The sequence below is a fragment of the Arthrobacter sp. TJ-263 genome (assembly GCF_058269155.1).
The window spans coordinates 685822-712334 of record NZ_JBZCNE010000001.1; the positions used below are offsets into that span (position 1 = coordinate 685822).

At 68.4% G+C, this 26513-nt stretch carries 24 protein-coding genes and 4 tRNA genes; 11 read left to right on the forward strand and 17 right to left on the reverse strand.

Annotation, left to right across the window (positions count from 1 at the left end; all coding sequences use genetic code 11):
- Positions 1-29 precede the first annotated feature (29 nt).
- Positions 30-2654 carry a valine--tRNA ligase gene (gene valS, locus AC4D2F_RS03200; RefSeq protein ID WP_490909470.1) on the forward strand — a complete coding sequence of 875 codons (2625 nt, stop codon included), beginning with the start codon at positions 30-32 and terminating at the stop codon, positions 2652-2654.
- Between the two features lie 65 nt (positions 2655-2719).
- Here the strand turns inward: valS and AC4D2F_RS03205 are convergent, their stop codons facing one another.
- On the reverse strand, positions 2720-3337 hold the full coding sequence (locus tag AC4D2F_RS03205; RefSeq protein ID WP_490909471.1) for a mycothiol-dependent nitroreductase Rv2466c family protein: 618 nt from the start codon (positions 3335-3337) through the stop codon (positions 2720-2722).
- 273 nt (positions 3338-3610) lie between these two features.
- Here AC4D2F_RS03205 and AC4D2F_RS03210 point away from each other — a divergent pair, with 273 nt between their 5' ends.
- On the forward strand, positions 3611-5023 hold the full coding sequence (locus tag AC4D2F_RS03210; RefSeq protein ID WP_490910513.1) for a glyceraldehyde-3-phosphate dehydrogenase: 1413 nt from the start codon (positions 3611-3613) through the stop codon (positions 5021-5023).
- Between the two features lie 55 nt (positions 5024-5078).
- Here AC4D2F_RS03210 and clpX read toward each other — a convergent pair whose 3' ends face one another.
- From clpX to AC4D2F_RS03235, 5 genes are all read right to left on the reverse strand, one after another.
- Complete coding sequence (gene clpX / locus AC4D2F_RS03215; protein ID WP_490909472.1) at positions 5079-6371, reverse strand: ATP-dependent Clp protease ATP-binding subunit ClpX; 1293 nt, start codon at positions 6369-6371, stop codon at positions 5079-5081.
- A 162-nt stretch (positions 6372-6533) separates the two neighbouring features.
- Complete coding sequence (locus AC4D2F_RS03220) at positions 6534-7208, reverse strand: ATP-dependent Clp protease proteolytic subunit (RefSeq protein ID WP_490909473.1); 675 nt, start codon at positions 7206-7208, stop codon at positions 6534-6536.
- Between the two features lie 46 nt (positions 7209-7254).
- Positions 7255-7881, reverse strand: a complete 627-nt coding sequence (locus AC4D2F_RS03225; protein ID WP_306738385.1) for an ATP-dependent Clp protease proteolytic subunit — start codon at positions 7879-7881, stop codon at positions 7255-7257.
- 246 nt (positions 7882-8127) lie between these two features.
- Positions 8128-9666: a trigger factor gene (gene tig / locus AC4D2F_RS03230; RefSeq protein WP_490909474.1), complete on the reverse strand. Its 1539-nt coding sequence runs from the start codon at positions 9664-9666 to the stop codon at positions 8128-8130.
- 69 nt (positions 9667-9735) lie between these two features.
- Positions 9736-9809: transfer RNA gene (locus AC4D2F_RS03235), tRNA-Pro, on the reverse strand.
- Positions 9810-9923: 114 nt separating this feature from the next.
- Here AC4D2F_RS03235 and AC4D2F_RS03240 point away from each other — a divergent pair.
- Positions 9924-9994, forward strand: a tRNA-Gly gene (locus tag AC4D2F_RS03240).
- A gap of 55 nt (positions 9995-10049) precedes the next feature.
- Here AC4D2F_RS03240 and AC4D2F_RS03245 read toward each other — a convergent pair.
- Both AC4D2F_RS03245 and AC4D2F_RS03250 read right to left on the reverse strand, forming a co-directional pair.
- Positions 10050-10931, reverse strand: a complete 882-nt coding sequence (locus AC4D2F_RS03245) for an Fpg/Nei family DNA glycosylase (RefSeq protein ID WP_490909475.1) — start codon at positions 10929-10931, stop codon at positions 10050-10052.
- Entirely contained in the window at positions 10924-11394 is a 471-nt protein-coding gene (locus AC4D2F_RS03250; RefSeq protein ID WP_104166680.1) for a ribose-5-phosphate isomerase, read from the reverse strand. The genes AC4D2F_RS03245 and AC4D2F_RS03250 overlap by 8 nt, the downstream gene beginning before the upstream one ends.
- 217 nt (positions 11395-11611) lie before the next feature.
- On the opposite strand from AC4D2F_RS03250, the gene pepN reads away from it, so the two are divergent.
- From pepN to AC4D2F_RS03270, 4 genes are all read left to right on the forward strand, one after another.
- Positions 11612-14164, forward strand: a complete 2553-nt coding sequence (gene pepN / locus AC4D2F_RS03255; RefSeq protein WP_490910514.1) for an aminopeptidase N — start codon at positions 11612-11614, stop codon at positions 14162-14164.
- Between the two features lie 80 nt (positions 14165-14244).
- The gene (locus tag AC4D2F_RS03260) at positions 14245-14724 is read left to right on the forward strand and encodes an OsmC family protein (RefSeq protein ID WP_104165307.1); all 480 of its coding nucleotides are present in this window, start codon (positions 14245-14247) and stop codon (positions 14722-14724) included.
- A 110-nt stretch (positions 14725-14834) separates the two neighbouring features.
- Positions 14835-15470 (forward strand): mechanosensitive ion channel family protein, encoded by a 636-nt coding sequence (locus tag AC4D2F_RS03265; RefSeq protein WP_490909476.1) that lies wholly within the window; start codon positions 14835-14837, stop codon positions 15468-15470.
- Positions 15467-15961, forward strand: a complete 495-nt coding sequence (locus AC4D2F_RS03270; protein ID WP_490909477.1) for a globin — start codon at positions 15467-15469, stop codon at positions 15959-15961. The genes AC4D2F_RS03265 and AC4D2F_RS03270 overlap by 4 nt, the downstream gene beginning before the upstream one ends.
- A 10-nt stretch (positions 15962-15971) precedes the next feature.
- Here AC4D2F_RS03270 and AC4D2F_RS03275 read toward each other — a convergent pair whose 3' ends face one another.
- Positions 15972-16628, reverse strand: coding sequence for a DUF8185 domain-containing protein (locus AC4D2F_RS03275; RefSeq protein WP_490909478.1), 657 nt, complete (start codon positions 16626-16628; stop codon positions 15972-15974).
- Entirely contained in the window at positions 16625-17098 is a 474-nt protein-coding gene (locus tag AC4D2F_RS03280) for an acyl-CoA thioesterase (protein ID WP_490909479.1), read from the reverse strand. The genes AC4D2F_RS03275 and AC4D2F_RS03280 overlap by 4 nt, the downstream gene beginning before the upstream one ends.
- A 179-nt stretch (positions 17099-17277) precedes the next feature.
- Here AC4D2F_RS03280 and tesB point away from each other — a divergent pair, with 179 nt between their 5' ends.
- A complete protein-coding gene (tesB, locus tag AC4D2F_RS03285; RefSeq protein ID WP_104165316.1) occupies positions 17278-18198 on the forward strand; it encodes an acyl-CoA thioesterase II in 921 nt (306 codons plus the stop codon).
- 105 nt (positions 18199-18303) lie between these two features.
- Here tesB and ettA read toward each other — a convergent pair whose 3' ends face one another.
- From ettA to ssb, 3 genes are all read right to left on the reverse strand, one after another.
- Complete coding sequence (gene ettA, locus AC4D2F_RS03290) at positions 18304-19986, reverse strand: energy-dependent translational throttle protein EttA (RefSeq protein ID WP_104165318.1); 1683 nt, start codon at positions 19984-19986, stop codon at positions 18304-18306.
- A gap of 117 nt (positions 19987-20103) precedes the next feature.
- A complete protein-coding gene (locus tag AC4D2F_RS03295; protein WP_490909480.1) occupies positions 20104-20646 on the reverse strand; it encodes a DUF6993 domain-containing protein in 543 nt (180 codons plus the stop codon).
- Between the two features lie 36 nt (positions 20647-20682).
- Complete coding sequence (ssb, locus tag AC4D2F_RS03300; RefSeq protein ID WP_490909481.1) at positions 20683-21273, reverse strand: single-stranded DNA-binding protein; 591 nt, start codon at positions 21271-21273, stop codon at positions 20683-20685.
- 239 nt (positions 21274-21512) lie between these two features.
- Here ssb and AC4D2F_RS03305 point away from each other — a divergent pair, with 239 nt between their 5' ends.
- Positions 21513-22493 carry a glycosyltransferase family 2 protein gene (locus tag AC4D2F_RS03305; protein WP_490909482.1) on the forward strand — a complete coding sequence of 327 codons (981 nt, stop codon included), beginning with the start codon at positions 21513-21515 and terminating at the stop codon, positions 22491-22493.
- Here AC4D2F_RS03305 and AC4D2F_RS03310 read toward each other — a convergent pair.
- The 4 genes from AC4D2F_RS03310 to mptB all read right to left on the reverse strand — a co-directional run bounded on the left by AC4D2F_RS03310 (position 22399) and on the right by mptB (position 25436).
- Positions 22399-23166: a DUF8692 domain-containing protein gene (locus AC4D2F_RS03310; protein WP_490909483.1), complete on the reverse strand. Its 768-nt coding sequence runs from the start codon at positions 23164-23166 to the stop codon at positions 22399-22401. The genes AC4D2F_RS03305 and AC4D2F_RS03310 overlap by 95 nt on opposite strands.
- Positions 23167-23305: 139 nt before the next feature.
- Positions 23306-23378, reverse strand: a tRNA-Arg gene (locus tag AC4D2F_RS03315).
- Between the two features lie 68 nt (positions 23379-23446).
- Positions 23447-23866 carry a DUF3224 domain-containing protein gene (locus AC4D2F_RS03320; RefSeq protein ID WP_490909484.1) on the reverse strand — a complete coding sequence of 140 codons (420 nt, stop codon included), beginning with the start codon at positions 23864-23866 and terminating at the stop codon, positions 23447-23449.
- A 49-nt stretch (positions 23867-23915) separates the two neighbouring features.
- On the reverse strand, positions 23916-25436 hold the full coding sequence (mptB, locus tag AC4D2F_RS03325; protein WP_490909485.1) for a polyprenol phosphomannose-dependent alpha 1,6 mannosyltransferase MptB: 1521 nt from the start codon (positions 25434-25436) through the stop codon (positions 23916-23918).
- Positions 25437-25696: 260 nt separating this feature from the next.
- Here mptB and orn point away from each other — a divergent pair, with 260 nt between their 5' ends.
- Both orn and AC4D2F_RS03335 read left to right on the forward strand, forming a co-directional pair.
- Entirely contained in the window at positions 25697-26299 is a 603-nt protein-coding gene (gene orn / locus AC4D2F_RS03330; RefSeq protein ID WP_104165327.1) for an oligoribonuclease, read from the forward strand.
- 138 nt (positions 26300-26437) lie between these two features.
- Positions 26438-26510, forward strand: a tRNA-His gene (locus tag AC4D2F_RS03335).
- The last annotated feature ends 3 nt before the right edge of the window (positions 26511-26513 follow it).

A 26513-nucleotide genomic window follows, 5' to 3' on the forward strand; every position in this document is an offset into this window, starting at 1 on the left:
GTCCGCGGACAGTAGGGAACAATGGAGGAATGGCCGATACCACCCAGGGCACAGACACGCCCTCCCCCCAGCCCGTTTCCGTCCCCGACAAGCCCGTGCTCGAGGGCCTCGAGGAGAGACTGTCCCGCCAGTGGCGCGAGGACGGCACCTACGCCTTCAAGCGTGACACGACGCGCGAGGACGTCTACTCGATCGACACTCCCCCGCCCACCGCTTCGGGATCGCTCCACGTGGGGCACATGTTCTCCTACACGCAGACCGATGTCATGGCGCGGTTCAAGCGCATGCGCGGCGCCAACGTCTTCTACCCGATGGGCTGGGACGACAACGGACTGCCGACCGAGCGCCGCGTCCAGAACTACTACGGCGTCCGCTGCGACCCCTCCGTGCCGTACGACGCCGACTACCGGCCCCCCGCCGAGCCCGCGAAGAACCAGCGGGACTTCGACGCGGTCTCGCGGAAGAACTTCATCGAACTCTGCGAGGAGCTGGCGGTCGAGGACGAGAAGGTCTTCGAGAACCTCTTCAGCACCCTGGGCCTCTCGGTGGACTGGGACCTGACCTACCGGACCATCGACGACACCTCACGCGCCGTCTCGCAGCGCGCCTTCCTCGAGAACCTCAAGGCCGGGGACGCCTACCTCGCCGAGGCGCCGACGCTGTGGGACGTCACCTTCCGGACCGCGGTCGCGCAGGCCGAACTCGAGGACCGCGAGCAGCCCGGCGCCTACCACCGCATCGCGTTCCACGCCCCCGACGGCTCGCAGATCCACATCGAGACCACGCGCCCCGAGCTGCTGCCCGCCTGCGTGGCCCTCGTGGCGCACCCCGACGACGAGCGCTACAAGCCGCTCTTCGGCACCAGGGTCACCAGCCCGCTGTTCGACGTCGAGGTCGAGATCAAGGCGCATCCCCTGGCGAAGCCCGACAAGGGCAGCGGTATCGCCATGATCTGCACGTTCGGCGACCTGACCGACGTCACCTGGTGGCGGGAACTGCAGCTGCCCACCCGCGCCGTCGTCGGCCGCGACGGCCGGCTCCGCGCCGAGGCCCCCGAGTGGATCACGACCGAGAAGGCCCGCGAGAACTACACCCGGCTGGCCGGCAAGACCATCTTCAGCGCCAAGGAGGCCGTCGTCGCCCTGCTCCGCGAGAGCGGGGACCTCGAGGGCGAGCCGAAGAAGATCATGCACCCGGTCAACTTCTACGAGAAGGGCGACAAGCCCCTCGAGGTCGTGACCAGCCGCCAGTGGTACATCCGCAACGGCGGGCGCGACGCCGGCAAGCGGGAGGCGCTGATCCAGCGGGGTCGCGAGATCGATTTCCACCCCTCCTTCATGCGGTCCCGCTACGAGAACTGGATCGAGGGACTGAACGGCGACTGGCTCGTCTCGCGACAGCGCTTCTTCGGCGTCCCCGTCCCCGTCTGGTACCGCCTCGACGGCGACGGCGAACCGGAGTACGAGGACCCGATCATCCCGGCCCTCGAGTCCCTGCCCGTCGATCCGGCCGCCGACCCGGCTCCGGGGTTCGAGGAATCCGCCCGCAACCGGCCCGGCGGCTTCATCGGCGACAGCGACGTGCTGGACACCTGGGCGACGTCGTCCCTGACCCCGCAGATCGTGGGCGGCTGGGCGCGGGACGAGGATCTCTTCGGGAAGGTGTTCCCGTTCGACCTGCGCCCGCAGGGGCACGACATCATCCGCACCTGGCTGTTCTCGACGGCGGTCCGCGCGGATGCGCTCCAGGACTCGGTGCCCTGGAAGCATGCGGCCCTGTCCGGCTGGATCCTCGACCCCGACCGCAAGAAGATGTCGAAGTCCAAGGGGAACGTCGTGGTCCCCACGGACGTCCTGGAGCAGTTCGGCGCTGACGCCGTGCGGTACTGGGCCGCGTCGGCGAAACTCGGCGCGGACACCGCCTACGAGGTGAACCAGATGAAGATCGGCCGCCGCCTGGCGATCAAGCTGCTCAACGCCTCGAAGTTCGTCCTCAACCTCGGCGTCACCGAGGCGTCCATCGGCTCCGGTGCACTGGACCGTGTCTCGAACGCGCTGGACACCTCCCTGCTCGTCCAGCTCCGCACGGTGACCGAGCAGGCCACGGCAGCCTTCGAGAAGTACGACTACGCCCGTGCCCTCCAGCTCACGGAGTCCTTCTTCTGGACCTTCACGGACGACTACGTGGAACTGGTCAAGGACCGTGCCTACGGCGACGCGGGTGACGCCGGGACGCAGTCGGTCCAGGCCGCGCTGGCGACGACGCTGGACGCCCTGCTGCGCCTGTTCGCGCCGTTCCTGCCGTTCGCCACCGAAGAGGTCTGGAGCTGGTGGCGCGAGGGATCGGTGCACCAAGCGGCCTGGCCCGGCGCCGACGCGCTCACGGCCCTGCCGGACACGGCCGACGCCGGCGTCCTCACCTCCGTGGCCCTGGCCCTCGGGGGTATCCGCAAGGCCAAGTCCGAGGCCAAGGTCAAGCAGCGCACCGAGGTGGAGCGCGCCGTCGTCACGGCGTCCGCCGCCCAGGTGGGGCAGATCCGTGCGGGCCTGGCAGACCTCCTCGCGGCCGGCAACGCCCGGGACCTCCAGGTCGTCGAAGGGGACGGCGCACTGAGCGTCTCCGAGGTCGAACTGGTGCCGCAGCCCGCGGAGTAGCCACCCGACGCAGGAAGGGACCCGCCGGTGGGCGGGTCCCTTCCTGCGTTCAGGCCGACTGGAGGCTAGTCGAACCGCGGGCTCTCCGTGCGGGAGCGCTTGAGTTCGAAGAATCCGGGGAACCCGGACATCAGGACGGCGCCGTCGAAGATCCTGCCGGCCTCCTCGCCACGGGGGATCCTGGTGAGGACCGGACCGAAGAACGCGGTGCCGTTGAAAGCCACGACGGGCGTGCCGACCTCGTCACCCACACGGTCGATGCCGTCCTTGTGGGACGCGCGCAGCTGCGCGTCGTACTCGTCGGTGTGTGCGTAGGAGGCGAGGTCGGCCGGCAGGCCCACCTCGTCCAGCGACTCCCGGATCACGACGTCGAAGTCCCTGTTCTGGCCGATGTGTATGCGGGCCCCCATCGCGTCGTACAGCTTCTTGATGTACTCGTCGCCGTGCAGCTCGGCTGCGGCGATGATGACGCGCACCGGGCCCCAGCCCTGCACCATCATGGCCTGGTACTCCTCGGGGAGGTCCCGTCCTTCGTTGAGGACGGACAGGCTCATGACGTGCCAGGCGACCGAGATGTCACGCACCTGCTCCACCTCGCCCATCCAGCGGGACGTGATCCAGGCGAAGGGACACAGGGGGTCGAACCAGAAATCGGCCTTCTCGACGGTCGTGGACGCGCTCATAGGGTGCTCCTTGCAGGGTTGGTGAGGCCGAGGCCTTTCCGGGTGCAACCCGCCCCGGCGGCCCGCTATTCCGGCCGAATTGGTGCAGGCCCGCAGGAGGCGGTCTAATGAGAGGACACGACCAGTCGAGGATGCCTGGCGCTATCCCTGCGTCGCCATCGGGCTGGATGAGCTCGCACCGGCCACCCCGGTGCCGAAAAGGATGCCGCTGTGCAGCACCACCGGACCGAGACCCACGACACCTGGCTCGAACGCGAGGCACTCGCCGAAGCCATGATCCCGCTCATCGGACGCCTGTACCGCGAGAACAATGTCGTGACGAGCATCCATGGACGCAGCCTCATCAACAAGTCCACGATGAACATCCTCAAGGCGCACCGCTTCGCGCGCCGCATCACCACCGAGGAGCTCCTGCTCGAGGACACCGCTCCCCTGCTGCAGGTCCTCGTCGACCTGGACCTCGGAGCAGCAGCGATCGACATCGGACGCCTCCGCCTCGCCTACGACCGCGCCGGGGACGGCCTGACCCTCGAGGAGTTCCTTCGCGCGGAGCTCGCAGACATCGTCGGCCATGGCGGGCGCGACGAACGCACGAGCACCGACGTCGTCCTGTACGGTTTCGGGCGGATCGGGCGCCTGGTGGCCCGCCTCCTCATCGAGAAGGCCGGCGGAGGCCACGGGCTGCGGCTGCGCGCCGTCGTCGTCCGCCGCGGCTCGGACAACGACCTCGCCAAACGCGCGAGCCTGCTGCGCCGCGATTCGGTCCACGGGTCCTTCGAGGGGACCATCCAGGTGGACGAGGCCTCGAACACGATCACCGCCAACGGGATCCGCATCCAGGTCATCTACTCCGACGATCCCGCGACCATCGACTACACGGCCTACGGCATCCACGACGCCATCGTCGTGGACAACACGGGCCGCTGGCGCGACGCCGACGGGCTGTCCCAGCACCTGAGGAGCCGCGGCGTGGCCAAGGTGCTGCTGACCGCGCCCGGCAAGGGCAGCCTGAAGAACATCGTGCACGGCATCAACCACGCCGCCATCGAGGACACCGACCGCATCATCACGGCCGCATCCTGCACCACCAACGCGATCACGCCCGTCCTCAAGGCGGTCAACGACCGCTTCGGCGTCATCCACGGGCACGTGGAGACCGTCCACTCCTTCACGAACGACCAGAACCTGATCGACAACTTCCACCGCGGCGACCGGCGCGGGCGCTCGGCGGCACTCAACATGGTCCTCACGGAGACGGGAGCGGCGACGGCGGTGGCGAAGGCGCTGCCCGAACTGGCGGGCAAACTCACCGGCAGTTCCATCCGCGTGCCGACCCCGGACGTCTCGATCGCCATCCTCAACCTGACCCTCAAGCACGGGACCACGAAAGAGGAGGTCAACACCTACCTCCGCGAGATGTCCCTCCACTCGGGCATGCGGAAGCAGGTGGACTACATCGACAGCCCGGAGGTGGTCTCGACGGACTTCGTCGGCTCACGACGCACGGGCATCGTCGACGGCCTCGCGACGATCGCCGACGGCACCTACCTCGTCCTGTACGTCTGGTACGACAACGAGTTCGGGTACAGCTGCCAGGTGGTGCGGGTGCTGGAGGAGATGGCTGCGGTGCATCCGCCGTCGTACCCCGTCGCCGCCCTCGACGCCGCGGTGGCAGCGAACCCCTGACCTGCGGACATGCGAAAGGCCCGGCCGTCCGGCCGGGCCTTTCGCATGGGGACTATCAGGCGGACTTGTTGCGGCGCTTGGACGCCACCTCGTGCGAGATGAGGGTGGGTTCGGCGCGCTTGGCGACGACGTCGTCGGTGATGACCACCGTCGCGATGTCCTCGCGGCTGGGGAGGTCGAACATGACCGGCAGGAGGACTTCCTCCATGATGGCGCGAAGGCCCCGCGCGCCGGTCCCGCGATCCAGCGCGAGGTCGGCGATGGCCTCGAGGGCCTTCGGTTCGAGGACGAGCTCGACGCCGTCGAGCAGGAACATCTTCTGGTACTGCTTGAGCAGGGCGTTCTTCGGCGCGGTCAGGATCTGCATCAGGGCCGGGCGGTCGAGGTGGCTGACGGTGGTGATGACGGGCAGCCGGCCGATGAACTCGGGGATGAGGCCGAACTTCAGCAGATCCTCCGGCATGACGTCCCCGTAGCTCGCCTCCTCGTTCTTCAGGGAGCTCAGCGGGGCGCCGAAGCCGATGCCCTTGCGGCCCGCACGTGAACCGATGATCTCCTCGAGACCGGCGAAGGCGCCGGCGACGATGAAGAGGACGTTCGTGGTGTCGATCTGGATGAATTCCTGATGCGGGTGCTTGCGCCCGCCCTGCGGCGGAACGGAGGCGACGGTGCCCTCGAGGATCTTCAGCAGCGCCTGCTGGACGCCCTCACCCGAGACGTCACGCGTGATCGACGGGTTCTCGCTCTTGCGGGAGATCTTGTCGATCTCGTCGATGTAGATGATGCCCTGCTCGGCCTTCTTGACGTCGTAGTCGGCGGCCTGGATCAGCTTCAGCAGGATGTTCTCCACGTCCTCGCCGACATAGCCCGCCTCGGTGAGAGCCGTTGCGTCGGCCACGGCGAAGGGCACGTTGAGCCGCCGGGCGAGGGTCTGCGCGAGATAGGTCTTGCCGCATCCGGTGGGCCCGATGAGCAGGATGTTGGACTTCGCGATCTCGACGTCCTCGGTCTCGACGGCGTCGGCCAGGGTACCGGCCGCGCGGGGCCCGTTACCCGACTGGATGCGCTTGTAGTGGTTGTACACGGCGACGGCGAGGGAACGCTTCGCGGGCTCCTGGCCCACCACGTACTCCTGCAGGAAGTCGAAGATCTCGCGGGGCTTCGGGAGCTCGAACGTCCCGAGGTCGGCGACCTCGGACAGCTCCTCCTCGATGATCTCGTTGCACAGGTCGATGCACTCGTCGCAGATGTACACGCCGGGGCCCGCGATCAGTTTGCGGACCTGCTTCTGGCTCTTCCCGCAGAAAGAGCACTTGAGCAGATCCGTGCTCTCACCAATGCGAGCCATGGTCCAGTCCCCTTAGGTATATCGCGATTGCTATCACCACTCTAGGCCACCCGGGCGCGGGAGCCAGTATCAAAAGGCCCGTGGTGCCATGCGGCACCACGGGCGCGGAACGGACCGGGCGGCGGGATCCGGGCCCGGTCCGCCCCCGGATCCGCCGTCCTGCTACGGGGTGTTGATCTTCGGCGGGGTGATCTTCCGCGAGGTCAGGACCTCGTCGACCAGTCCGTACTCGACGGCGTCGGCCGCCGTGAGGATCTTGTCGCGCTCGATGTCGATGTTGACCTGCTCCGAGCTGCGACCCGAGTGGAGGGCCAGGGTGTCCTCCAGCCAGGTGCGCATGCGCATGACCTCGTTGGCCTGGATCTCCAGATCGGAGGCCTGCCCGCCCTGTCCTCCGGAAAGGGCCGGCTGGTGGATCAGCACGCGCGCGTTCGGCAGGGCCAGCCGCTTGCCCGGGGCTCCCGCGGCCAGCAGGACCGCCGCGGCACTGGCAGCCTGGCCGAGGCACACGGTCTGCACCTCGGGCCGGATGAACTGCATGGTGTCGTAGATCGCCGTCATGGCCGTGAACGAGCCGCCGGGCGAGTTGATGTAGAGCGTGATGTCGCGCTCGGGGTCCGTGGACTCGAGGACGAGCAGCTGGGCCATGACGTCGTCCGCTGAGGCGTCGTCCACCTGCGTGCCGAGGAAGATGATGCGGTCCTCGAACAGCTTCGTGTACGGGTCCTGGCGCTTGAAGCCGTAGGGCGTGCGCTCTTCGAACTGGGGAAGGATGTAGCGGCTGGTCGGCAGGTTCTGCGCCGTCGATCCCGCTGCTGCCTGGAATACGTGGTTCATGGTGTCTCCTGTAGGACGACTGGTGAAGATAGGGGCTGGGCGCGGACTAGGAGGTCTGGTCGGTTCCGCCGCCGCCGGCCACGGAGCCCGAGTGCGCGGAGATGTGGTCGAAGAACCCGTAGTCGAGGGCCTCCTGGGCCGTGAACCACTTGTCGCGGTCGTTGTCCTTGAGGATCTTCTCGACCGTCTGACCCGTCTGCTCCGCCGTGAGCTCGGCCATGACGCGCTTCATGTGCAGGATCAGCTCGGCCTGGATCCGGATGTCCGTCGCGGTTCCGCCGATGCCGCCGGACGGCTGGTGCATGAGGATCCGGGCGTGGGGGGTGGCGTAGCGCTTGCCCTTGGTGCCCGAGGAGAGCAGGAACTGGCCCATCGAGGCGGCGAGGCCGGTGGCCACCGTGACGACGTCGTTGGGGATGAACTGCATGGTGTCGTAGATCGCCATCCCGGCGGTCACCGAGCCACCCGGCGAGTTGATGTAGAGGAAGATGTCGCGCTCGGGATCCTCGGCCGACAGCAGCAGGAGCTGAGAGCAGATGGCGTTCGCGTTGTCGTCGCGGACCTCCGAACCGAGCCAGATGATGCGCTCCTTGAGGAGCCTGTTGTAGATGTAGTCGTCACGACCGCCCATCTCGGGGCCGGCCATGCTCGGGGTGCTTGGTTCGGTTGCCATTGACGTTAACCTCTCACTCTGGCGGGCCGCTGCCGCTTCGGCCGACCCGTCCGTTTGTCTCTCCTTGGACACTAACCCGCTGGCGTGACGAATTGCTCCCGCTCCGGGAACTGTTCGCTGACGGCGCACGGTCGCGCCGCGGCCCTCCGGATGCCGTTCGCCGAGGGCTTTCGCCCGTCTCCTCAGGGCTTAAAAAACAGCGGTGCCGCCGCCCGGAGGCTGCGGCACCGCTGGTTGCACTGCTGACTACTCGGAGGCCGCCTTCTTGCGCGGCGCCCTCTTCTTCTTCGGTGCCTCCGCGGCCTCGGGCTCCTCGGCAGCCTCCGGCGCTGCAGCCTCCGGCGCTACGGCCTCGGGGGCTTCGGTCCCGGTCTGCTCGACGTCGGCTACGTCGCCCTCGGGCGCCTCTGCGACCTCGGTCGCCTGGCCGTCCTCGACGACGTCCTGCTCGGTCTCGAGGTCCTCCGCGCTGATGGTCTCGGTGTCGTCGCCGACGGGCCGGACGAACTCGCTGAGGTCGACGGAGGCGCCGTTGGTGTCGGTGACCGTGGCGTACTCGAGGACCTTGGCGAGGGCCTTGCGGCGACGCACCTCTCCGACGATCATCGGGACCTGGCCGCTCTGGTCCAGCATCTGGGCGAACTGGTTCGGCTCCATGCCGTACTGACCGGCCGTCGAGACGATGTAGTCGATCAGCTCGGCCTGGCTGACGCCGACCTCTTCCTTCTCGGCGACGGCGTCGAGGATGACCTCGTTCTGGAAGGCACGCTCCGTGTTCGTGCGGATCTCCGCGCGGTGCTCCTCGGTGTCGTGGTCCTCGCCGGCGCTGTGGGCGTTCTCGCCGTTGAAGTGCTGCTCGAGCTGCTCGTCGATGACGCTCGCGGGGACCGGCACGGCGACGAGCTCGACGAGCTTGTCGAGGACCTTGTCGCGCGCCTCGACGCCCTGGTCCATCAGCTTGGACTCGGAGGCCTGCTTCGACAGATCGGCGCGCAGCTCCTCGGCGGTGTCGAACTCCGACGCCAGCTGGGCGAACTCGTCGTCGACCGCGGGGAGCTCGCGCTCCTTGACCGCCTTGACGACGACCTTGACCTGAGCGTCGGCACCTGCGTGCTCGCCGCCGGCCAGCTTGGTCTCGAACGTGGCGTCCTCGTCGGTGGAGAGTCCGGTGACGGCCTCGTCCATGCCCTCGAGCATGGTGCCCGAGCCGATCTGGTAGGACAGGTCCTGGGCGGAGTCGACCTCGTCGTCGCCGACCGACGCGGTCAGGTCGATGGTGAGGAAGTCGCCGTCCTGGGCGGGACGGTCCACGGCGGTCAGGGTGCCGAAGCGACCGCGCAGCTCGTCCATGGCCTTCTGGATGTCCTCGTCGGAGGCCTCGACTGGCTCGACGGTGACCTCGATGCCCTTGTAGTCGGGCAGCTCGATCTCGGGGCGGATGTCCAGTTCGACGCTGAACGTCAGCTGGCCGTCCTTCTTCGCGGGATCGGGGACCTCGGTGATCTCGACCTCGGGGCGGCTGAGCGGGCGGATGCCCGTCTCCTGCACGGCGCTCTGGTAGAACCCGTTGAGGCCGTCGTTAATGGCGGTCTCGATGACGTAGCCGCGGCCGACGCGCTGGTCGATGAGCTGCGTGGGAACCTTGCCCTTGCGGAATCCTGGAACCTGCACCTGGGTCGCGATGGTCTTGTAGGCCTCGTCGATGCTGGGCTTCAGTTCCTCGAAAGGTACCTCGACGTTCAGCTTCACCCGGGTGGGGGAAAGGGTTTCAACAGCGCTCTTCACAGCGTAGGACTCCTGAAATGATTGGGATTGGTTCTGCAGCGGAGGCACTTTCCTCATCACACAACAGAGTCGGGGTGACAGGAGTTGAACCTGCGACTTCCTGCTCCCAAAGCAGGCGCTCTACCAAGCTGAGCTACACCCCGTAAGTGCGAGTGCCAGTCTACGCACCTTTACGCTGACCTCGCACATTTGGCGATAGCGCGCCGGCTGTGATGTAGTTATAGGCGTTCCACGGGGCACCGAAAGGCGCCCGTTGCGGGGATGTAGCTTAATGGTAAAGCCTCAGTCTTCCAAACTGATTACGCGGGTTCGATTCCCGTCATCCCCTCTTCTCCCGGCCCTCAAGGCCGCATCACCCGGACCCTGGGTCCGGGTTCTTCTCTTTAAACCTCCTGGCACCGCGGGCACCAATAGACGTTCCGGGCCGCCATCACCGCGGTGAGGATGGGGGTCCCGCAACGACGGCACGGCTGGCCCGGCCGCTTGTAGACGTAGTGCGGGGCCGAACGCTTCGGCCGCCCGTTCCGCGCCTCCGGGGTCGTCGTGACGATGCGCCCGTCCCGGACCCCGTCCTTCATCAGTCGCACCGTCTCGGCCCAGAGGCCTGCCGCTTCGTCGTCGCGGACCTGCTTGCCCGGTCGCCATGGGTTGATGCCCTGAAGGAACAGGACCTCGGCCCGGTAGATGTTGCCGATCCCTGCGATCACCGCCTGGTTCATCAGCTGGGTGCCCACGGGGGTGATGCTGGACAGGAGTCTCTGCGCGAACCGCGTGCCGTCCGACCGCGGCTGGAGCGGGTCGGGACCCAGTTTCGCGCGGGCCGCCTTCTCCTCGGCCTCCGTGATCACCTCGCACGCGGTGGGTCCCCGGAGGTCCGCCCAGCCGTGCGCCGACACGAACCGGACACGGACGGCGCCGACAGGGGCGGGAGGGCCTGCGTAGCCGAGGGCGACGCCGTCCTCGGAGGGCTGCTCCGACTCCCCCACCCGGCGCGGGGCCCCGATGCTCGAGGCCCCGCGGAACGTCTCGTCGCCGCCGAAGGTCCACGCCCCGTACAGGCCGAGGTGCACGCGCAGGACGCGGCGGTTGTCGAACCGCAGGAACATCTGCTTGCCGTGCGCGAGCGCGCTGACCAGCGTGGCGCCGTCGAGCTGCGCGGCTCCGGCGGCGAAGCGTCCCTGCGGGCTCGAGACGGCGAGGCGCTCACCGGTGAAGACGGAGCCGAACTGCCGGGCGAGCCGGTGGACCGAGTGGCCCTCAGGCAACGCTTCCCGTTTCCTCGAACCGGGCCACCTGAGCGATCCTGCGGCTGTGCCGCTCGGCGCCGCTGAAGGGCTCGGAGAGGAACGCCTCGATGATCGCGGTCGCCTCCTCCACGGAGTGCTGCCGGCCGCCGACCGCGACGACGTTCGCGTCGTTGTGCTGGCGTGCCAGGCGTGCCGTGTCGAGGCTCCAGGCGAGGGCGGCCCGGACGCCGCGCACCTTGTTCGCGGCGATCTGCTCGCCGTTCCCGGAGCCTCCGAGGACGATCCCCAGGGCCCGGGTGCCCGCAGCCTGGTCCGCGACGACGGCCCGCGCGGCGTCGATGCAGAACGAGGGGTAGTCGTCCTCGGGATCGTAGGACGTTGGACCGTGGTCGACGACGTCGTAGCCTGCCGCGGTGAGGTGCGAGAGCAGGTGGGCGCTCAGCTCCATGCCGGCGTGGTCGGTGGCGAGGTGGACGCGCATCATGATCGGTTCCTTCTGGATGGTGCCGGGGAGCGGGCGATGGTCACTGCGGGAGATGTCCGCGCAGCAGGACGGGAGAGTTCCAGCCTAGACCGCGGGGCCGGAGGGGTCGACGTGCGCGGCCGCGCCGGGTGGAGTGAGAGAATCGAACCGCTGCGTAACCCCCATCACATGCGGAGTATCCGTATCCCACCCCTGGAGGCGATCCTTGCCCGGTCTGAACCTGACGCGCGACGAAGCACGCACGCGCGCCGATCTGCTCACCGTCCACTCCTACGAGGTCACCCTCGACCTCACGCGCGGCGAGCGGGTGTTCCGTTCGACGACGGTGGTCTCCTTCGACGCACGCCAGGGCGCCTCGACGTTCATCGACGCCGTGACGGACACCGTGTACCGGGTGGAGCTGAACGGCGTCGCACTGGACCCGGCGGAGGTCGCCGACGGCGTCAGGATCCAGCTTCCCGTGCTGGCCGCCAGCAACGTCCTCGTGGTCGAGGCCGACATGCTCTACATGAACACCGGGGAGGGCCTCCACCGGTTCACCGATCCCGTGGACGGGGAGGTCTACCTGTACACGCAGTTCGAGGTCCCGGACTCCCGCCGCGTGTTCACCGTCTTCGAGCAGCCCGACCTGAAGTCGACGTTCCGCTTCTCGGTCACCGCGCCCTCGCACTGGGACGTCATCTCGAACACCGCCACCCCGGAGCCCGTCCAGGCGGGATCCGACGCCGACGGCGGCGCCGCCTCCACGTGGTCCTTCGAGCCCACACCGGTCATGTCCTCCTACGTGACGGCGCTGATCGCGGGGCCCTACCAGTCGGTGCGCAGCGAGCTGACGAGCTCGGACGGCCGCACCATCCCGCTCGGGGTGTTCGCTCGCAAGTCCCTCATGCAGTACCTGGACGCGGAGAACATCTTCGCCCTGACGCGCCAGGGCTTCGCGTTCTACGAGGAGCAGTTCGGCGCCCCGTACCCGTTCGCGAAGTACGACCAGCTGTTCGTGCCCGAGTTCAACGCCGGCGCCATGGAGAACGCGGGCGCCGTCACCTTCGTCGAGACCTACGTCTTCCGGGGACGCGTCCCCGACGCGACCGTCGAGCGGCGCGCCATCACGATCCTCCACGAACTGGCCCACATGTGGTTCGGCGACCTCGTCACCATGCGCTGGTGGAACGACCTCTGGCTGAACGAGTCCTTCGCGGAGTTCATGTCCACCCTCGCGGCCGCCGAGGCCACGGAGTTCGAGCAGGCGTGGACCACGTTCGCGATCCTCGAGAAGGGCTGGGCCTACCGCCAGGACCAGCTGCCCTCCACCCATCCGATCGTCGCGACGATCAACGACCTCGAGGACGTCCAGGTCAACTTCGACGGCATCACCTACGCGAAGGGCGCGTCGGTGCTCAAGCAGCTGGTGGCCTGGGTGGGCCAGGAAGAATTCATGCAGGGCGTGCGCCAGTACTTCGCGAAGCACTCCTGGAAGAGCACCGAGCTGGTGGACCTGCTGTCCGAGCTCGAGGCAGCCAGCGGCCGCGACCTGAAGGCGTGGTCCGCCCTCTGGCTGGAGACCGCCGGCGTCAACACGCTCCGCCCCGAGTTCACCACGGACGGGACCGGTACGATCACCTCGTTCGCGATCCTCCAGAGCGCGGTCGAGGCGTTCCCGACCATCCGGCCCCACCGCCTCGCGGTCGGCTTCTACGACCACGACGACGACGGCGCGCTCGTCCGGGTGCACCGGCTGGAGCTCGACGTCGACGGCGAGCGCACGGAGGTCGCGGATCTCGTGGGACGCAGGCAGCCGGCCCTCGTGCTCCTGAACGACGACGACCTCGCCTACGCGAAGATCCGCCTCGACCCGGCGTCCCTGCGCACCTCCGTGCGCCACGTCAGGGATTTCCGGGACTCACTCCCCCGCACCCTCGTCCTCGCCTCGGCGTGGGACGCGGCCCGCGACGGCGAGACGCCGGCACGCGACTACGTGGAGCTCGTGCTGCAGAACATCGGGGCGGAGTCGGATTCGTCCGTGGTGCTCGTGCTGCTCCGGCAGCTCGCCTCGACCCTCGCGTTCTACGTCACCCCGAAGGACCGGGAGCCGATGGGCGACGCCGCGGCGGACAGCCTGCTGGAGCTCGCCCTCGCCGCCGAGGCGGGCTCCGATGCCCAGCTGCAGTTCACGAAGGCCTTCTCGGCCCACGCCCGCACGGCCCCCCAGCTGGACACCGTCGCGGCGCTGCTCTCCGGTGAGCGCGTCCCCGAGGGGCTCAGCGTGGACCAGGACCTGCGGTGGGAGCTGCTCACCAGCCTGGTGGCCGGCGGGCGCGCCGGGGAGCAGGAGATCGACGGGGAGCTCGCGAAGGACTCGACGGCCACCGGCCAGCTCGCGGCGGCCGCGGCCCGCGCGGCCGTGCCGACGCCGGAGGCCAAGGAGGCCGCCTGGGCGGCACTCGTCGATTCGGCGGACCTGCCGAACGCCGCGCAGCGGTCCATGATCGGCGGGTTCACGCGCGTCCACGACCGGTCGCTGCTGGAGCCGTTCGTCGGGCGGTACTTCGCCTCCATCCAGGAGGTCTGGGCGACCCGCACGCACGAGATCGCCCAGCAGATCGTCGTGGGCCTCTACCCGTCGCTCCTGACCACGCAGGACACGCTGGACCGCACCGACGCCTTCCTCGCCGCGCTCGGCGACGAGTCGCCGTCGCTCCGGCGCCTCGTGCTGGAGAGCCGGGACGGCGTCGTCCGCGCCCTGAAGGCGCAGGCCGCCGACCGCTAGGTACTCGCCGGCGGGGAGGACCATCGTCCTCCCCGCCGCGCGTTCCGCGCGGTCCGGGGCGCCGGCGCTAGGGTCGTGTCATGAACCTGCAGGAACACCACTACACGGCGCGCGTCCGCTGGACCGGGAACCTCGGCACCGGGACCTCCGGATACCGTGCCTACAGCCGCGACCACGAGGTGGACGTGGACGGCCCGGGCCTCCTCCTGGGGACGGCGGACCCCACGTTCCACGGGGCGAAGGACCGCTGGAATCCCGAGCAACTGCTGCTGACCGCCGTCGCGCAGTGCCACATGCTGTCCTATCTCCACGTCGCGGTGAGGGCTGGCGTCGTCGTCACGGGCTACCGGGACACGGCGACGGGCACCATGCGCCTGAACCGGGACGGCAGCGGCGAGTTCACCGGGATCGTGCTGCACCCCGCCGTCGACCTGCAGGACGCGGGCCAGAGCGGCCTCGCGGATTCCCTGCACGCGGAGGCGAACCGCCTGTGCTTCATCGCGCGGTCCCTGAACTTCCCGGTCCACCATGAACCCACCTCCGGCGCGGGCCCGGGCTGAGGACGACAGGCCCACAGGGCAACCCCCTCCGCTGTAGCCTGTTAAGGCATCCCCGCGCCTACCGCGCCCACCTTCGGCGGACCCCGGATGCCCGCACGAAAGCGATTCCCATGACATTCCTCACCTCCCTCGGCTATGGCGGCCAGGTCATCTCCGCGCTGGTCATCCTGCTCGGCGCCCTGATCCTGTGGCTCGTGATCCGCGCCGTGATCAACCGCTCGGTCAAGCGCGTCCAGAGCGGCTACAGCGTCTTCAAGAAGCCGCACTTCAAATGGGCCCAGCCCGCGCTGCGCCCCTTCGACGGCGCCCGGCGCGTCCAGCGTGCGGAGACGATCGGCGGCCTGCTCTCCAGCGTGGCGGCCCTGACCATCGCGATCATCGCGGGCCTGATGGCCATCGACACACTCGGCTTCAACATCGGGCCCATCCTCGCGAGCGTCGGCATCGTCGGCATCGCCATCGGTTTCGGTGCGCGCGAGGTGATCCGCGACGCCTTCCTCGGGTTCTTCATCACGATCGAGGACCAGTACGGCATCGGCGACACCATCGAGGTGGGAGAGACCGTCGGCGTGGTCCAGTCCCTCGGCCTGCGCATCACCCGCATGGTCGATAAGGACGGAGCCATCTGGTACGTGCGGAACGGCGACATCACCAAGGTGGGCAACCGGTCCCAGGGCGACTACGTGGAGCCGACCCCCGAACCCGCCGTCCCGGCAGCACCCGCCCTCGTCCAGGAGCAGTCATGAGCGCGCAGGAGAACCCGGCACAGACACCGGACGGGACTCCCCCCGCAGGGGCACGGACGGCCCTGCCCGTGGAGCGGCTCGTCGCCGCCGGGCAGGGCTTCACCCAGCCGCAGTACACGGACAACTTCTACGAGGCCGTCGGAGGCCACCCCACGTTCGTACGGCTGGTCGACGCCTTCTACAACGGCGTGGCGGCCGACGACGTGCTGCGTCCCATGTACCCGGAGCAGGATCTCGGTCCGGCGAAGGAGCGCCTGCTGCTGTTCCTCGAGCAGTACTGGGGCGGGCCGAAGACCTACGGTGAGCAGCGGGGCCATCCGAGGCTCCGCATGCGGCACATGCCGTTCCGGGTGGGGCCGCAGGCACGCGACCGGTGGCTGCAGCACATGCGCGCCGCCGTGGACACCCTGGACCTCGCCCCCCTGCACGAGACGACCCTGTGGGACTACCTCGAGCGCGCCGCGCATTCGATGGTGAACGCAGCGGACTGACGTCAGCCGGTCAGAGGACGGCGGCGGCGCGGACGAGGACGTGGCCGCGCGCAGTGCTGACACGTGACCAGCGCCCGTTCGTGTGGACGGTCGCCGACGTCCCGGGCTGGAGGAAGCCGAGGCTGAACGCGCCGAAGGCCGCCCCGGCCGGGACCGCGCCGGGCACCCCCGCCAGGGGGCGCCCCCATACCGCGATCCTCGCGCTGCTCACCAGGGGTGCGCCCGCGCGCTCGGGCAGGCTGCGGGCCACCTCCCCGATGCCCTGCTGCGCAGCCTGGTCCAGGACCTCGACCGCCACGGTCCCCGCCGCTTCCCATCCCGACCGCGGAGGAAGGACGCCTGCCCAGTTCTCGGTGACCGTCACGGTGGGGACGGGGAACAGGACGTCGCCGTCGGGCATGCGGGCGAGCCGGTCGAGGACCGAGCCGAGCGCGACCGTGGTGTCGACGTCGGCCTCCTCCGCGAGGGCCATGGTCCTGAGCCCCAGCACGGTGGGGACGGCCTCGCCGAGCACGGTGGGGCGGAGCGTGCACACGTACGCGGCGAGCACCCGGCCGGCGCCCACGAGCCTCATCCCGCCGTCGTCGTTGGCGCGGGCACGGGCGGTGAAGGTGCGGAGGTCGGCGACGGTGTGCGGGTCCGCGAAGCGCAGGGACGAGGAGGTCATACCCGCGTGCCGCCCCGCGCACGGCGGAAGGGAACGGGCGGTCCCTGCCAGGACAGGAGGATGGCCTTCTGCGTGCCGGACAGCCTCACGGGACGACCGGTGCTGCGGCTGACCATCACCATGGTGGTCGCGGCGATCGCACTCACGGTGCTCCCGTCCACCGCCACCCGGTCCCGGACCGCGTAGCCGAGGTCGAAGCTGGAGCCGCCCACTGCGGTGACCCAGAGATCGACGGCGGCCGGCTCCATGCTCACGGTCAGCGGCGAGCGGTACTCGATCTCCTGGCGGCCCACGAGCGTGTAGTGGTCGGGGTCGATGAGCTCGATGAACGACCCCTCGGGCCGCGGCTCGTGCATCAGCGACAGGCGCGCGTCCTCGAGGAACTGGAGGAAGCGGACGTTGTTGACGTGGCCGTAGGAATCCTCGTCGCCGAACCGCAGCTGGAGGGGGAAGGTGTGCACCGGGGACATAGCGCCATCCTCTCAAACCCGGCCACCACCCGACGATTCGCCGTGGCCCGCGGACCAGGGTGTGAGGAACACCATGGGCGGGGCCGCGTGCCCGTATTGAGTGCGCATGGAGCGGCGTCTACTGTCAGTAGATGCCCGGGAGCGCACCGCTTCCCCGCCCTACGAGGAGACACCGAACCATGGCAGAACACGCGCCAGCATCAGAGGCACCGGCGCGGGGAGCGCAGGCGAAGGACCCCACCCGGGCCCTCCTGGATCTGCTCGACCTGAGCAGCGCGGAGGGAGCGCAGACGGACGAGGAGATCTTTGTGGGGAGCTCCGCCCGGCAGCCGAGCCGGCGCGTCTTCGGCGGCCAGGTGCTCGCGCAGTCGCTGATCGCGGCGATGCGGACGGTCGAGCCGACGCGGGACGTCCACTCCATGCACGGCTACTTCCTGCGGGCGGGCGACGCCGACCAGCCCATCACGTTCGGCGTCCAGCGCCTGCGTGACGGGCGGTCGTTCTCCGCCCGCCGCACGCACGCCTACCAGAACGGCGTGCCCATCCTGTCCATGATCGCGTCCTTCCAGGAGCCCGACGAGGGCATCACCCACCAGGACACGATGCCCGCCGGCATCCCCGACCCCGAGAGCCTGCCGTCGACGGCCGAACTGCTCGGCGCCTTCGACCACCCTGTCGCGCAGGCGTGGGCCTTCGACCGGCCGTTCGACATCCGGCACGTCGACGCCCCGCTCTACCTGTCCAACGAGGGGTCACGGGAACCCCGGAACGCGGTCTGGATGCGGAGCCTCGGACCCATGCCGGACGATCCGAACATCCACCGGGCCGCCCTCGCGTACGCGAGCGACTACACCCTGCTCGAATCGATCCTGCGACCGCACGGCCTGAGCTGGATCCATCCCGGCATGAACGTGGCAAGCCTCGACCACGCGATGTGGTGGCACCGTCCCGTGCGGGTGGACGACTGGCTGCTCTACGTGCAGAGCTCCCCCAGTGCGTCCGGCTCGCGCGGGCTCGCCGCCGGCCGCATCTACGATCGCAGCGGTGCACTGGTCGCGAGCGTGGCCCAGGAGGGCATGGTCAGGATCCCGCCCGGCTGACCTCCACGCCTGCACCACTTAGAGAAGAAGGGACACGGCCGGAGCCGTGTCCCTTCCGCTGTCCGCTTCCGCCGGTCAGCTGCTTCCGGCCGGTGCGGGCTCCTGCTAGTCGCGCGTGAGGCGGCGGTGCGTGACGCGATGCGGCTTCGCGGCGTCGGCTCCGAGCCGTTCCACCTTGTTCTGCTCGTAGGCGTCGAAGTTGCCCTCGAACCAGTACCAGTGGTCCGGGTTCTCCTCGGTGCCCTCGTAGGACAGGATGTGGGTGGCCACCCGGTCGAGGAACCAGCGGTCGTGCGAGACGACGACGGCGCAGCCGGGGAACTCGAGCAGGGCGTTCTCGAGGCTCGAGAGCGTCTCGACGTCGAGGTCGTTGGTCGGTTCGTCGAGGAGCAGCAGGTTGCCACCCTGCTTCAGGGTCATCGCGAGGTTCAGCCTGTTGCGCTCACCACCGGAGAGGACACCGGCCTTCTTCTGCTGGTCCGGTCCCTTGAAGCCGAACGCCGACACGTACGCGCGCGAGGGCATCTCGACCTGGCCCACCTGGATGAAGTCGAGGCCGTCGGACACGACCTCCCACAGGCTCTTGTTGGGGTCGATGCCGCCGCGGGACTGGTCCACGTAGGAGATCTTCACCGAATCGCCGATCCGCAGTTCGCCGCCGTCGAGGGGTTCCAGACCCACGATGGTCTTGAACAGCGTCGTCTTGCCGACGCCGTTCGGGCCGATGACGCCGACGATCCCGTTGCGCGGCAGCGAGAAGGACAGGCCGTCGATGAGGATGCGCTCGTCGTATCCCTTGCGGAGGTCGTGCGCCTCGATGACCTGGCTGCCGAGCCTGGGGCCCGGCGGGATCTGGATCTCCTCGAAGTCGAGCTTCCGGGTACGCTCCGCCTCCGCCGCCATCTCCTCGTACCGGTTCAGGCGTGCCTTGGACTTCGTCTGGCGTCCCTTGGCGTTCGACCGGACCCATTCGAGTTCCTCGGTCAGGCGCCGGGAGAGTTTCTGGTCCTTCTTGCCCTGCACCTCGAGGCGCGCGCGCTTCTTCTCGAGGTAGGTCGAGTAGTTGCCCTCGTAGGGGTACAGGTGACCGCGGTCCACCTCCGCGATCCATTCGGCGACATGGTCGAGGAAGTAGCGATCGTGGGTGACGGCGAGGACGGCGCCGGCGTAGGACTTCAGGTGCTGCTCCAGCCACAGCACGCTCTCGGCGTCGAGGTGGTTGGTGGGCTCGTCGAGGAGGAGCAGGTCCGGCTTCTGCAGCAGCAGCTTGCAGAGCGCCACCCGGCGGCGCTCACCACCGGAGAGGACACGGACGTCGGCCTCGGGCGGCGGGCAACGGAGGGCGTCCATGGCCTGCTCGAGCTGGGAGTCGAGGTCCCACGCGTCCGCGGCGTCGATGGCCTCCTGCAGCTTGCCCATCTCGTCGAGCAGTGTGTCGTAGTCGGCGTCCGGGGAGGCCATCTCCTCGGAGATCTCGTTGAAACGCTGGATCTTCCCGAAGATCTCGCCGACGCCCTCCTGGACGTTGCCGAGCACGGTCTTCTCCTCGTTCAGCGGTGGCTCCTGCAGGAGGATGCCGACCGTGTACCCGGGGCTGAGGCGCGCTTCGCCGTTGGACGGCGTATCCATGCCTGCCATGATCTTCAGGATGGTGGACTTACCCGCACCATTCGGCCCCACGACACCGATCTTCGCGCCAGGGAAGAACGACATGCTGACGTCGTCGAGGATTACTTTGTCGCCAACGGCCTTGCGGGCCTTGCTCATTGTGTAGATAAATTCCGCCATGCACCTAAGGCTAGTGGTTGGCCGGACCGATCTCACACTCGGGTGGTCCGGGCGGGTGACCGTCGGGCCGCCCGGGTCCCCGAATCGGCGCCGCTCCGGATCGGCGCCCTCCCCGGATCAGCGCTGGTCACCGACGAAGCACAGGCCGGAGGCGAGCGCGGGAAGGACCGCGACGGTCACCGTCCCTTCGCGCACCTCCCCGAAGACGCAGCTCCCGTCGATCAGACCGGCGCCCTGGATCGCGTCGACGTCCAGCCCGGTGGGCGTGCTGTCGATGGACACCTCGACTGATGCCGGAGCCGCGCCCGCCTCCGCGAAGCCCCGCTCGATGGCGGCCCGGACCCCCTCACGGGTGACCGCGTCTCCACCACTCGCCAGGCTGGTGAGCTCGCCTTCGACAGCGCGGGCGATGCCCGGTGTGTCCCCGTCCGGAGCGGCCGGTGCGGACGCCGAGGAGGGCGTCGCGGATACGCCGTCGCCGGGCGACGTCGGGGCCGGGCGGAGTTCCGCTGCCCCGGAAGTGGGTGCGGTGCCCGATGGGTCCGGCGCCCCGACGGGCCTGTCCGTGCAGGAGGTGAGGCCGAGGGTCAGTCCGACAGCGAGCGCCACGATCACCCGAACCGTTCGGTCGGGCCAGGTATGAGGGAAGTCAGCAGGCACCCGCTCATCCTGCCACCGATCGCCCGTCGGCCCCGGCTAGAACGGGACGGACTCCTCCTCGCGGGTGTCCTCGTCACCGCCCGCCTCCTCCGCCGGAGGACTGTCCCCCGCGCCCGAGCCGTCGTCGTCCCGATCCCCGTCGAGACCCGAAGCCGGCCCGAACAGCTCCCCCGTGGCCGCGTCCATGCCGGCGGGAAGGGCTTCCCCGGCCGGATCACCGCCGGCGGGATCGTCCGGGCCGGCGTCGGTGTGCGCCTCGCTGCGGTCGGCCGTGGTGCGCTTGAAGTTCGCGGTGCCCCACATGAGGTCGTGTCCGGCGGTGTCGGCATCGATGTCGACGGACGTCCCCGTCCGGCCGTCCGCGTTGATCCACGGGCGCACCTTGAGCCGACCGGTGACGATCACACGATCGCCCTTCTTCAGGCTGGCACCCGCGTTGGTGGCGAGCTGGCGGAACATGGATACCGAGTACCAGTTCGTGTGTCCGTCCACCCAGGCGTTCGACTCCCTGTCGAAGCGGCGGTCGGTGGAGCACATACGGAACCCGGCGACGGCCAGTCCGCTCTGCGCCGAGGTGAGCCGCACGTCCGTGGCGACGTAGCCCCGCACGGTGATGATGTCGGTCATGATTCGTCCTTCCGTAGATCCCGGTAGGCGGCGTCCGGTGCCGGCCCCGACCAAGTCTTCGGACGGGAAGCCTCCGACGGGGAGGCTGTCGGCCCTATGTGGACAACCACCTTCGAAGTGTGGCGAACCCCCATCTGGCTCCTGGCATCGACGGGGTCATTTCGGAGTCCGGGCTCGGAGTCCCCATAGGATGGAGCAGCGGAGGTGGCATCGGAGCCCCTGCCCTAATCGAGGAAACGATGCTGAAACACGATTACCAGGCGCAGGTTGCAATCATCATGCGGACCAAGAATCGGGGCACCCTGCTCGAGCGTGCGGTCACGGATGTTCTGGCACAGACGTACCGGAACTGGTTCCTGGTAATCGTCAACGATGGCGGGGTCGCCTCCGACGTCGAGCGGGTGGTGGCGCGGCACTCGGCGCGACTCGCGGATTCCGTGCTTGTCCTCCACAATCCGACATCGCTCGGTATGGAAGCGGCGTCCAACCTCGGGATTCGCGCATGCGATTCGACGTTCATCGCGATCCATGACGACGACGACGAATGGCGGCCCGACTTCCTCGCTACCACTGTCGACTACCTCGAGTCCTCCGACGACGAGGGAGTCATGGTGCGCACGGAAGTGGTTTACGAAGAGATCACCGGCAGTACCATCGAGGTCGTAGGACGGGAGATCCTCGAACCGGAGCTCACGAGGATCACGCTCTCGGCCCTCATTCACCACAACCGGGGGGTCCCTATCTCCTTCCTCTACCGGCGCCGGGCCCATGACGAGATCGGTTTCTACGACGAGGCGCTCGAGGTGGTGGGCGACTGGGAGTTCCACCTCCGTTTCGCCCGGAGGTACTCGATCGGGTTCATCGACGGGGAACCGCGCGCCTACTGGAACCAGCGGCTCGGTGTGAGCGGCGATCTTGGGAACAGTGTTCTCGACCGGGCGGAAGATCACCGGGGCTTCGATGAACTGGTGCGGGAGAACTACCTCAAGCAGGACGTGGCCGACCATGGCCTCGGGATGATGATGTACGCCAGCTCCATGCATCGGGAACTGCTCCATACCCAACGCCAGATCCAGGACCAGCTGCACCAGCAAGGACACCGCCTGATGCAGCTGGAGGCTGCCGTCAGTGACGCCTCGCTCGTGAGCCTCCTCCGCCGCCGCTACCGAAGGCTGAAGGACCGGCTCGCAGGGAGATCTGTACCACCCGTAGGAGGATGAGCGCCATCACGCCCAGCTCCCCCGCCGTCTCGACCAGCGCGAAAATACTGTTGGCTCGCTGGCTGATTCCGGATTCGACGGCGATATGGACCATGTCGATGAGAACCGCGAAGAGGGCCAGGACGACCATCAGGGCAAGCAGGCTCCAGGAATCCCGCCGGACGCTGTGGGAACTCGCCGCATGCGCGAGAATCAGCACCATTCCGAGGATCGCCGCCTCGGCCGCCCATACCAGGAGTTCACCGAGGTCCACGGGCCGGAGATTCAGTACGGACGGTAGGGACAGTGCGGCCGCGAGGTGCTCGCCTCCACGCTCATGGAGCAGGAAGAAATCATCGACCGCGAGCCCTGCGAGGACGAGTGCCCAGGCGCCGTACGCCCAGCCTGAACGGAGCCGGAGGGCGAGTGCTACCAACAGGAGCGAAGCGATCACCAGGATCCCATGGCCCGCCAGTTCGGCGTAGGAGCCGTCAAGGTCCCCGTTCCACCGGGGATCGTCGAAGCCCGGGACCCTGCGTAGGTGCTGCACATTCCCGAGGAGCACACCGAAGCCCACGGCGAAGAGGATGCCGGCCACCAGCCACGCCGGGAGGCCCGGGCGGACAACGAACGGCAGAGACACCCGCTCCCGTTCGTCCGTCCTGACCACGTTGTTCTCTCCTTCGGCTTCCACCGCACTCACCGTCTGATACATGGCGTTCCGGAACCGACGCCCGAGGGCACCTCGAGGACTCCTGCGGCTCGCGCTCCCCGGCAACTCACTGACGATTCAGGCGAAGGGCCGGACGCCTCGGCGTCCGGCCCTCATGCTGTGCCCCCGGCAGGATTCGAACCTGCGACCAGAGGATTAGAAGGCCCCTGCTCTATCCCCTGAGCTACGGAGGCAGTCAAGCCAGTTTACTATGGGTGGTCCGGCGCTGGACCGACCGCGATCGCGGGCCTGCCCGGAAGCCCTACTCGGTGTCGGCGGGGAAGCTGACCCTCAGTTCCAGCCGGTGCTGCCCGTCCGGGTCCTGGGAGTAGATGGCCTTGCCCGCGATGCCGCGGAGCCCGTCCGTCCCGGAGCCGGGGATGATGTGCCCCGAACTCGCGGCATCGGCGCCCTCGGCGACGCCCCAGTGCTGAACCGTCATGGCGCCCGTCCGGTCCCCGACGGTCCCGACGAACTGTTCGGACGCGACGTAGCCCGCGCCGACGTCGTTCCCTGCCATCAGCAGTTCCGCCGTGCTGGTCCCGGTGATCTCGCCCTCGAAGACCTTCGAGGCCCGAACGCGGGAGAGCTCGCCCGTGCTGCCGGGCTCCGCGTACGGCTCGGCATCCCAGTGGGTGATCTCGAACTCGCCGTTGTACGTCGTCGTTCCTGTTTCAATCATCTGTTCAGTATCGCCGTTCAGGGCCGGTCCCGCACGCCGGGATGCGGGGTCAGTGCGTCAGGCCGGGCGTGGACGGCCGATACCGCCGGAGGAACAGGACCTTGGTGCTGCGGTCGATGAACACGAGGTAGAGCGCGAATCCGAGCGCGATGACGGCCGCGATCTGACGCGCCATCATGAGGCTGAAGTCGAAGTACGGGAAGATGTCGAGCTGGTCCGAGATGGCGTACACCATGAAGAACGCGACCGTGAAGTAGAGGAACTTCACCTGCCAGTCGTCGCGGATGCCGGTGACCGCGAAGAGCGGGATCAGCCAGACCACGTACCAGGACTGGATCATCGGCGCCAGCAGCACGATGGCCGCGAACGCGATGGCGAGCCGGTGGACGAGGCGGCTGTGGTCGCCGCGGAAGATCTGGAGGGCGATGATCGCGAGCGAGGCCACCCGGGCGAGGGTGTGGAAGGCGCCGGCGAGGTCCCAGCCGGGCAGGCCGACGGCGTCGCCGAGCGAGGCGATGACGAGGCCGATGAAGCCGACCGGCGCGTACCAGATCCAGACGCTGCCCGGGGTGCTGAGGGCGCCGACCCAGCCGAACCCGAAGGTGTTCACCAGCCCCATGATCCAGAGGAGCCCGAGCGACATGCCGGCGGTGAGGAACCAGTAGAGGAACCGGCGTGGCCAGGAGGCACCCCTGCCCGCCCACATCAGGCCGACGAAGGGCAGGAAGATCAGCGTGATCGGCTTGATGCCGATCGAGAGCGTGATCAGGAGGATCCCGAGGACGGGCCTTTTCGTCGCTGCCAGGTACAGCCCCGCCAGGGCGAGGCCGATCATGAGCGAATCGTTGTGGATGGCCGCCACGAAGTTGATGAGGAACAGCGGGTTGGCGGCGGTGAGCCAGAGGGCGCGATTCGCATTGATGGAGTGGAGGGCCGCGAGCTTGGGGATGACGTAGACACACAGGGCCACTCCCACGAGCGCGACGACGCGGAACAGGATGATCGAGGTATCCGGGTGGCCGCCCGTGATCCTGACGATGCCTTCCTCGATCCAGAGGAAAACAGGCCCGTAGGGTGTGGGGCTCTGCGCCCACAGGTCGTCGGCACCGATCTGCAGGTAGTTCGAGATCTGCGAATACCCGTCGACATAGGGGTTGAGCCCGGCCACCATGACCTGGCCCTGGGCGATGTACGCGAAGACGTCGCGACTGAAGAGCGGTAGCGCGGCAGCGAGCGGGATGGTCCACGCGACGATGGCGGTCATCAGGTACGGTCTCGTGTCGTCCGACCAGCCGTTCAGTCGCTGTCCCAACCGCAGCCAGGAGCGGACGAGGAGCATGCCGCCGAGCGCCAGGAGGAGCACGGAGAGCACGGCGCCGGCAGGCTCGAAACGGAGCCAGATGATGATCGGGGTGCGCCTCAGTTCGGCGGACGCGAGCGACAGCCACCCGACGCCGAGCGACCCCATCCACATGAGGAGTGATCCGACGAATCCCTGCACGATGGCGATGTTCGGTCGGTCCGGTCCCTGCTGCGTCGCGACCTCGGAGAGCGGGACCTGGGAGGGCATCGGGGAAATCCAATCGTCGGCAGGCAGAAGTCGGCGTCGAACGCCCCGTCCTCGGGCCGTCGGCCGGTGACGACCCGACGGCGGGCGGCCCGCGAGCGGTGCCCTTACCGGAAGCGGCAGGGTTTCCCAGATCTCCCCGCAGCCCTGAGCGAACTGTTCGAATATTAGCACCGGGCCCCGAGCGCGACCCTGTACGAGCCGCGGTGAGGGCGTGCAGGGTCGGGCACGGGAGCAGGGGTGCCGGGCGGTACATTGGTCGAATGCCGATATCGAATGACCCCATCGTCTGGATCGACTGCGAGATGACGGGGCTGGACCTCATCAACGATGCCCTGATCGAGGTCGCCGTCCTCGTGACGGATTCCGAGCTCAATGTGCTCGGGGACGGCGTGGACGTGGTGATCAAGCCCACACCCGAGGCCGTCGCCCAGATGGGTGACTTCGTGCGGACGATGCACACGACGTCGGGCCTGCTGGAGGAGCTCGACGGCGGCATCACCATGGAGGACGCCGAGCAGCAGGTCCTCGCGTACATCCGGAAGTGGGTCCCCGAGCCCCGCAAGGCCCAGCTGGCAGGCAACTCGGTGGGCACGGACCGGAACTTCCTCGTCCGGGACATGCCGCTGGTCGTCGACCACCTGCACTACCGCGTCATCGACGTGTCGACCATCAAGGAACTGGCCCGTCGGTGGTACACACGCGCCTACTTCCAGGCTCCCGCGAAGACCGGCGGCCACCGGGCCCTGGGGGACATCGAGGATTCGATCAGGGAACTGCGGTACTACCGGTCGGCGGTCTTCGTGCCGTCCCCCGGACCCGACTCCGCCACGAGCAAGAACATCGCGCGCACCATCGCGTCCTGAGGGCTCCGGCGGCGCCCCCGAGGTGCACCTGCGGCGTTGTCAGGACCACACCGAAAAGTGTGTAAACTTGTATCCGCTGCCTTCCACGGACAGCCCGGCGGGGTCACCCGGCACCGGGGTGCGCTGTGGAGACACATGGTGGGTATAGCTCAGTTGGCAGAGCGCCTGGTTGTGGTCCAGGAGGTCGCGGGTTCAACCCCCGTTACTCACCCTC

Bases quoted from the DNA above. Each gene is read 5' to 3' on its own strand.
- valS (WP_490909470.1), top strand. From the start codon at position 30: ATGGCCGATACCACCCAGGGCACAGACACGCCCTCCCCCCAGCCCGTT.
- AC4D2F_RS03205 (WP_490909471.1), bottom strand. From the start codon at position 3,337: ATGAGCGCGTCCACGACCGTCGAGAAGGCCGATTTCTGGTTCGACCCC.
- AC4D2F_RS03210 (WP_490910513.1), top strand. From the start codon at position 3,611: ATGATCCCGCTCATCGGACGCCTGTACCGCGAGAACAATGTCGTGACG.
- clpX (WP_490909472.1), bottom strand. From the start codon at position 6,371: ATGGCTCGCATTGGTGAGAGCACGGATCTGCTCAAGTGCTCTTTCTGC.
- AC4D2F_RS03220 (WP_490909473.1), bottom strand. From the start codon at position 7,208: ATGAACCACGTATTCCAGGCAGCAGCGGGATCGACGGCGCAGAACCTG.
- AC4D2F_RS03225 (WP_306738385.1), bottom strand. From the start codon at position 7,881: ATGGCAACCGAACCAAGCACCCCGAGCATGGCCGGCCCCGAGATGGGC.
- AC4D2F_RS03250 (WP_104166680.1), bottom strand. From the start codon at position 11,394: ATGCGCGTCCACCTCGCCACCGACCACGCCGGCATGGAGCTGAGCGCC.
- AC4D2F_RS03260 (WP_104165307.1), top strand. From the start codon at position 14,245: ATGAACCTGCAGGAACACCACTACACGGCGCGCGTCCGCTGGACCGGG.
- AC4D2F_RS03265 (WP_490909476.1), top strand. From the start codon at position 14,835: ATGACATTCCTCACCTCCCTCGGCTATGGCGGCCAGGTCATCTCCGCG.
- AC4D2F_RS03270 (WP_490909477.1), top strand. From the start codon at position 15,467: ATGAGCGCGCAGGAGAACCCGGCACAGACACCGGACGGGACTCCCCCC.
- AC4D2F_RS03275 (WP_490909478.1), bottom strand. From the start codon at position 16,628: ATGACCTCCTCGTCCCTGCGCTTCGCGGACCCGCACACCGTCGCCGAC.
- AC4D2F_RS03280 (WP_490909479.1), bottom strand. From the start codon at position 17,098: ATGTCCCCGGTGCACACCTTCCCCCTCCAGCTGCGGTTCGGCGACGAG.
- tesB (WP_104165316.1), top strand. From the start codon at position 17,278: ATGGCAGAACACGCGCCAGCATCAGAGGCACCGGCGCGGGGAGCGCAG.
- ettA (WP_104165318.1), bottom strand. From the start codon at position 19,986: ATGGCGGAATTTATCTACACAATGAGCAAGGCCCGCAAGGCCGTTGGC.
- ssb (WP_490909481.1), bottom strand. From the start codon at position 21,273: ATGACCGACATCATCACCGTGCGGGGCTACGTCGCCACGGACGTGCGG.
- AC4D2F_RS03305 (WP_490909482.1), top strand. From the start codon at position 21,513: ATGCTGAAACACGATTACCAGGCGCAGGTTGCAATCATCATGCGGACC.
- AC4D2F_RS03320 (WP_490909484.1), bottom strand. From the start codon at position 23,866: ATGATTGAAACAGGAACGACGACGTACAACGGCGAGTTCGAGATCACC.
- mptB (WP_490909485.1), bottom strand. From the start codon at position 25,436: ATGCCCTCCCAGGTCCCGCTCTCCGAGGTCGCGACGCAGCAGGGACCG.
- orn (WP_104165327.1), top strand. From the start codon at position 25,697: ATGCCGATATCGAATGACCCCATCGTCTGGATCGACTGCGAGATGACG.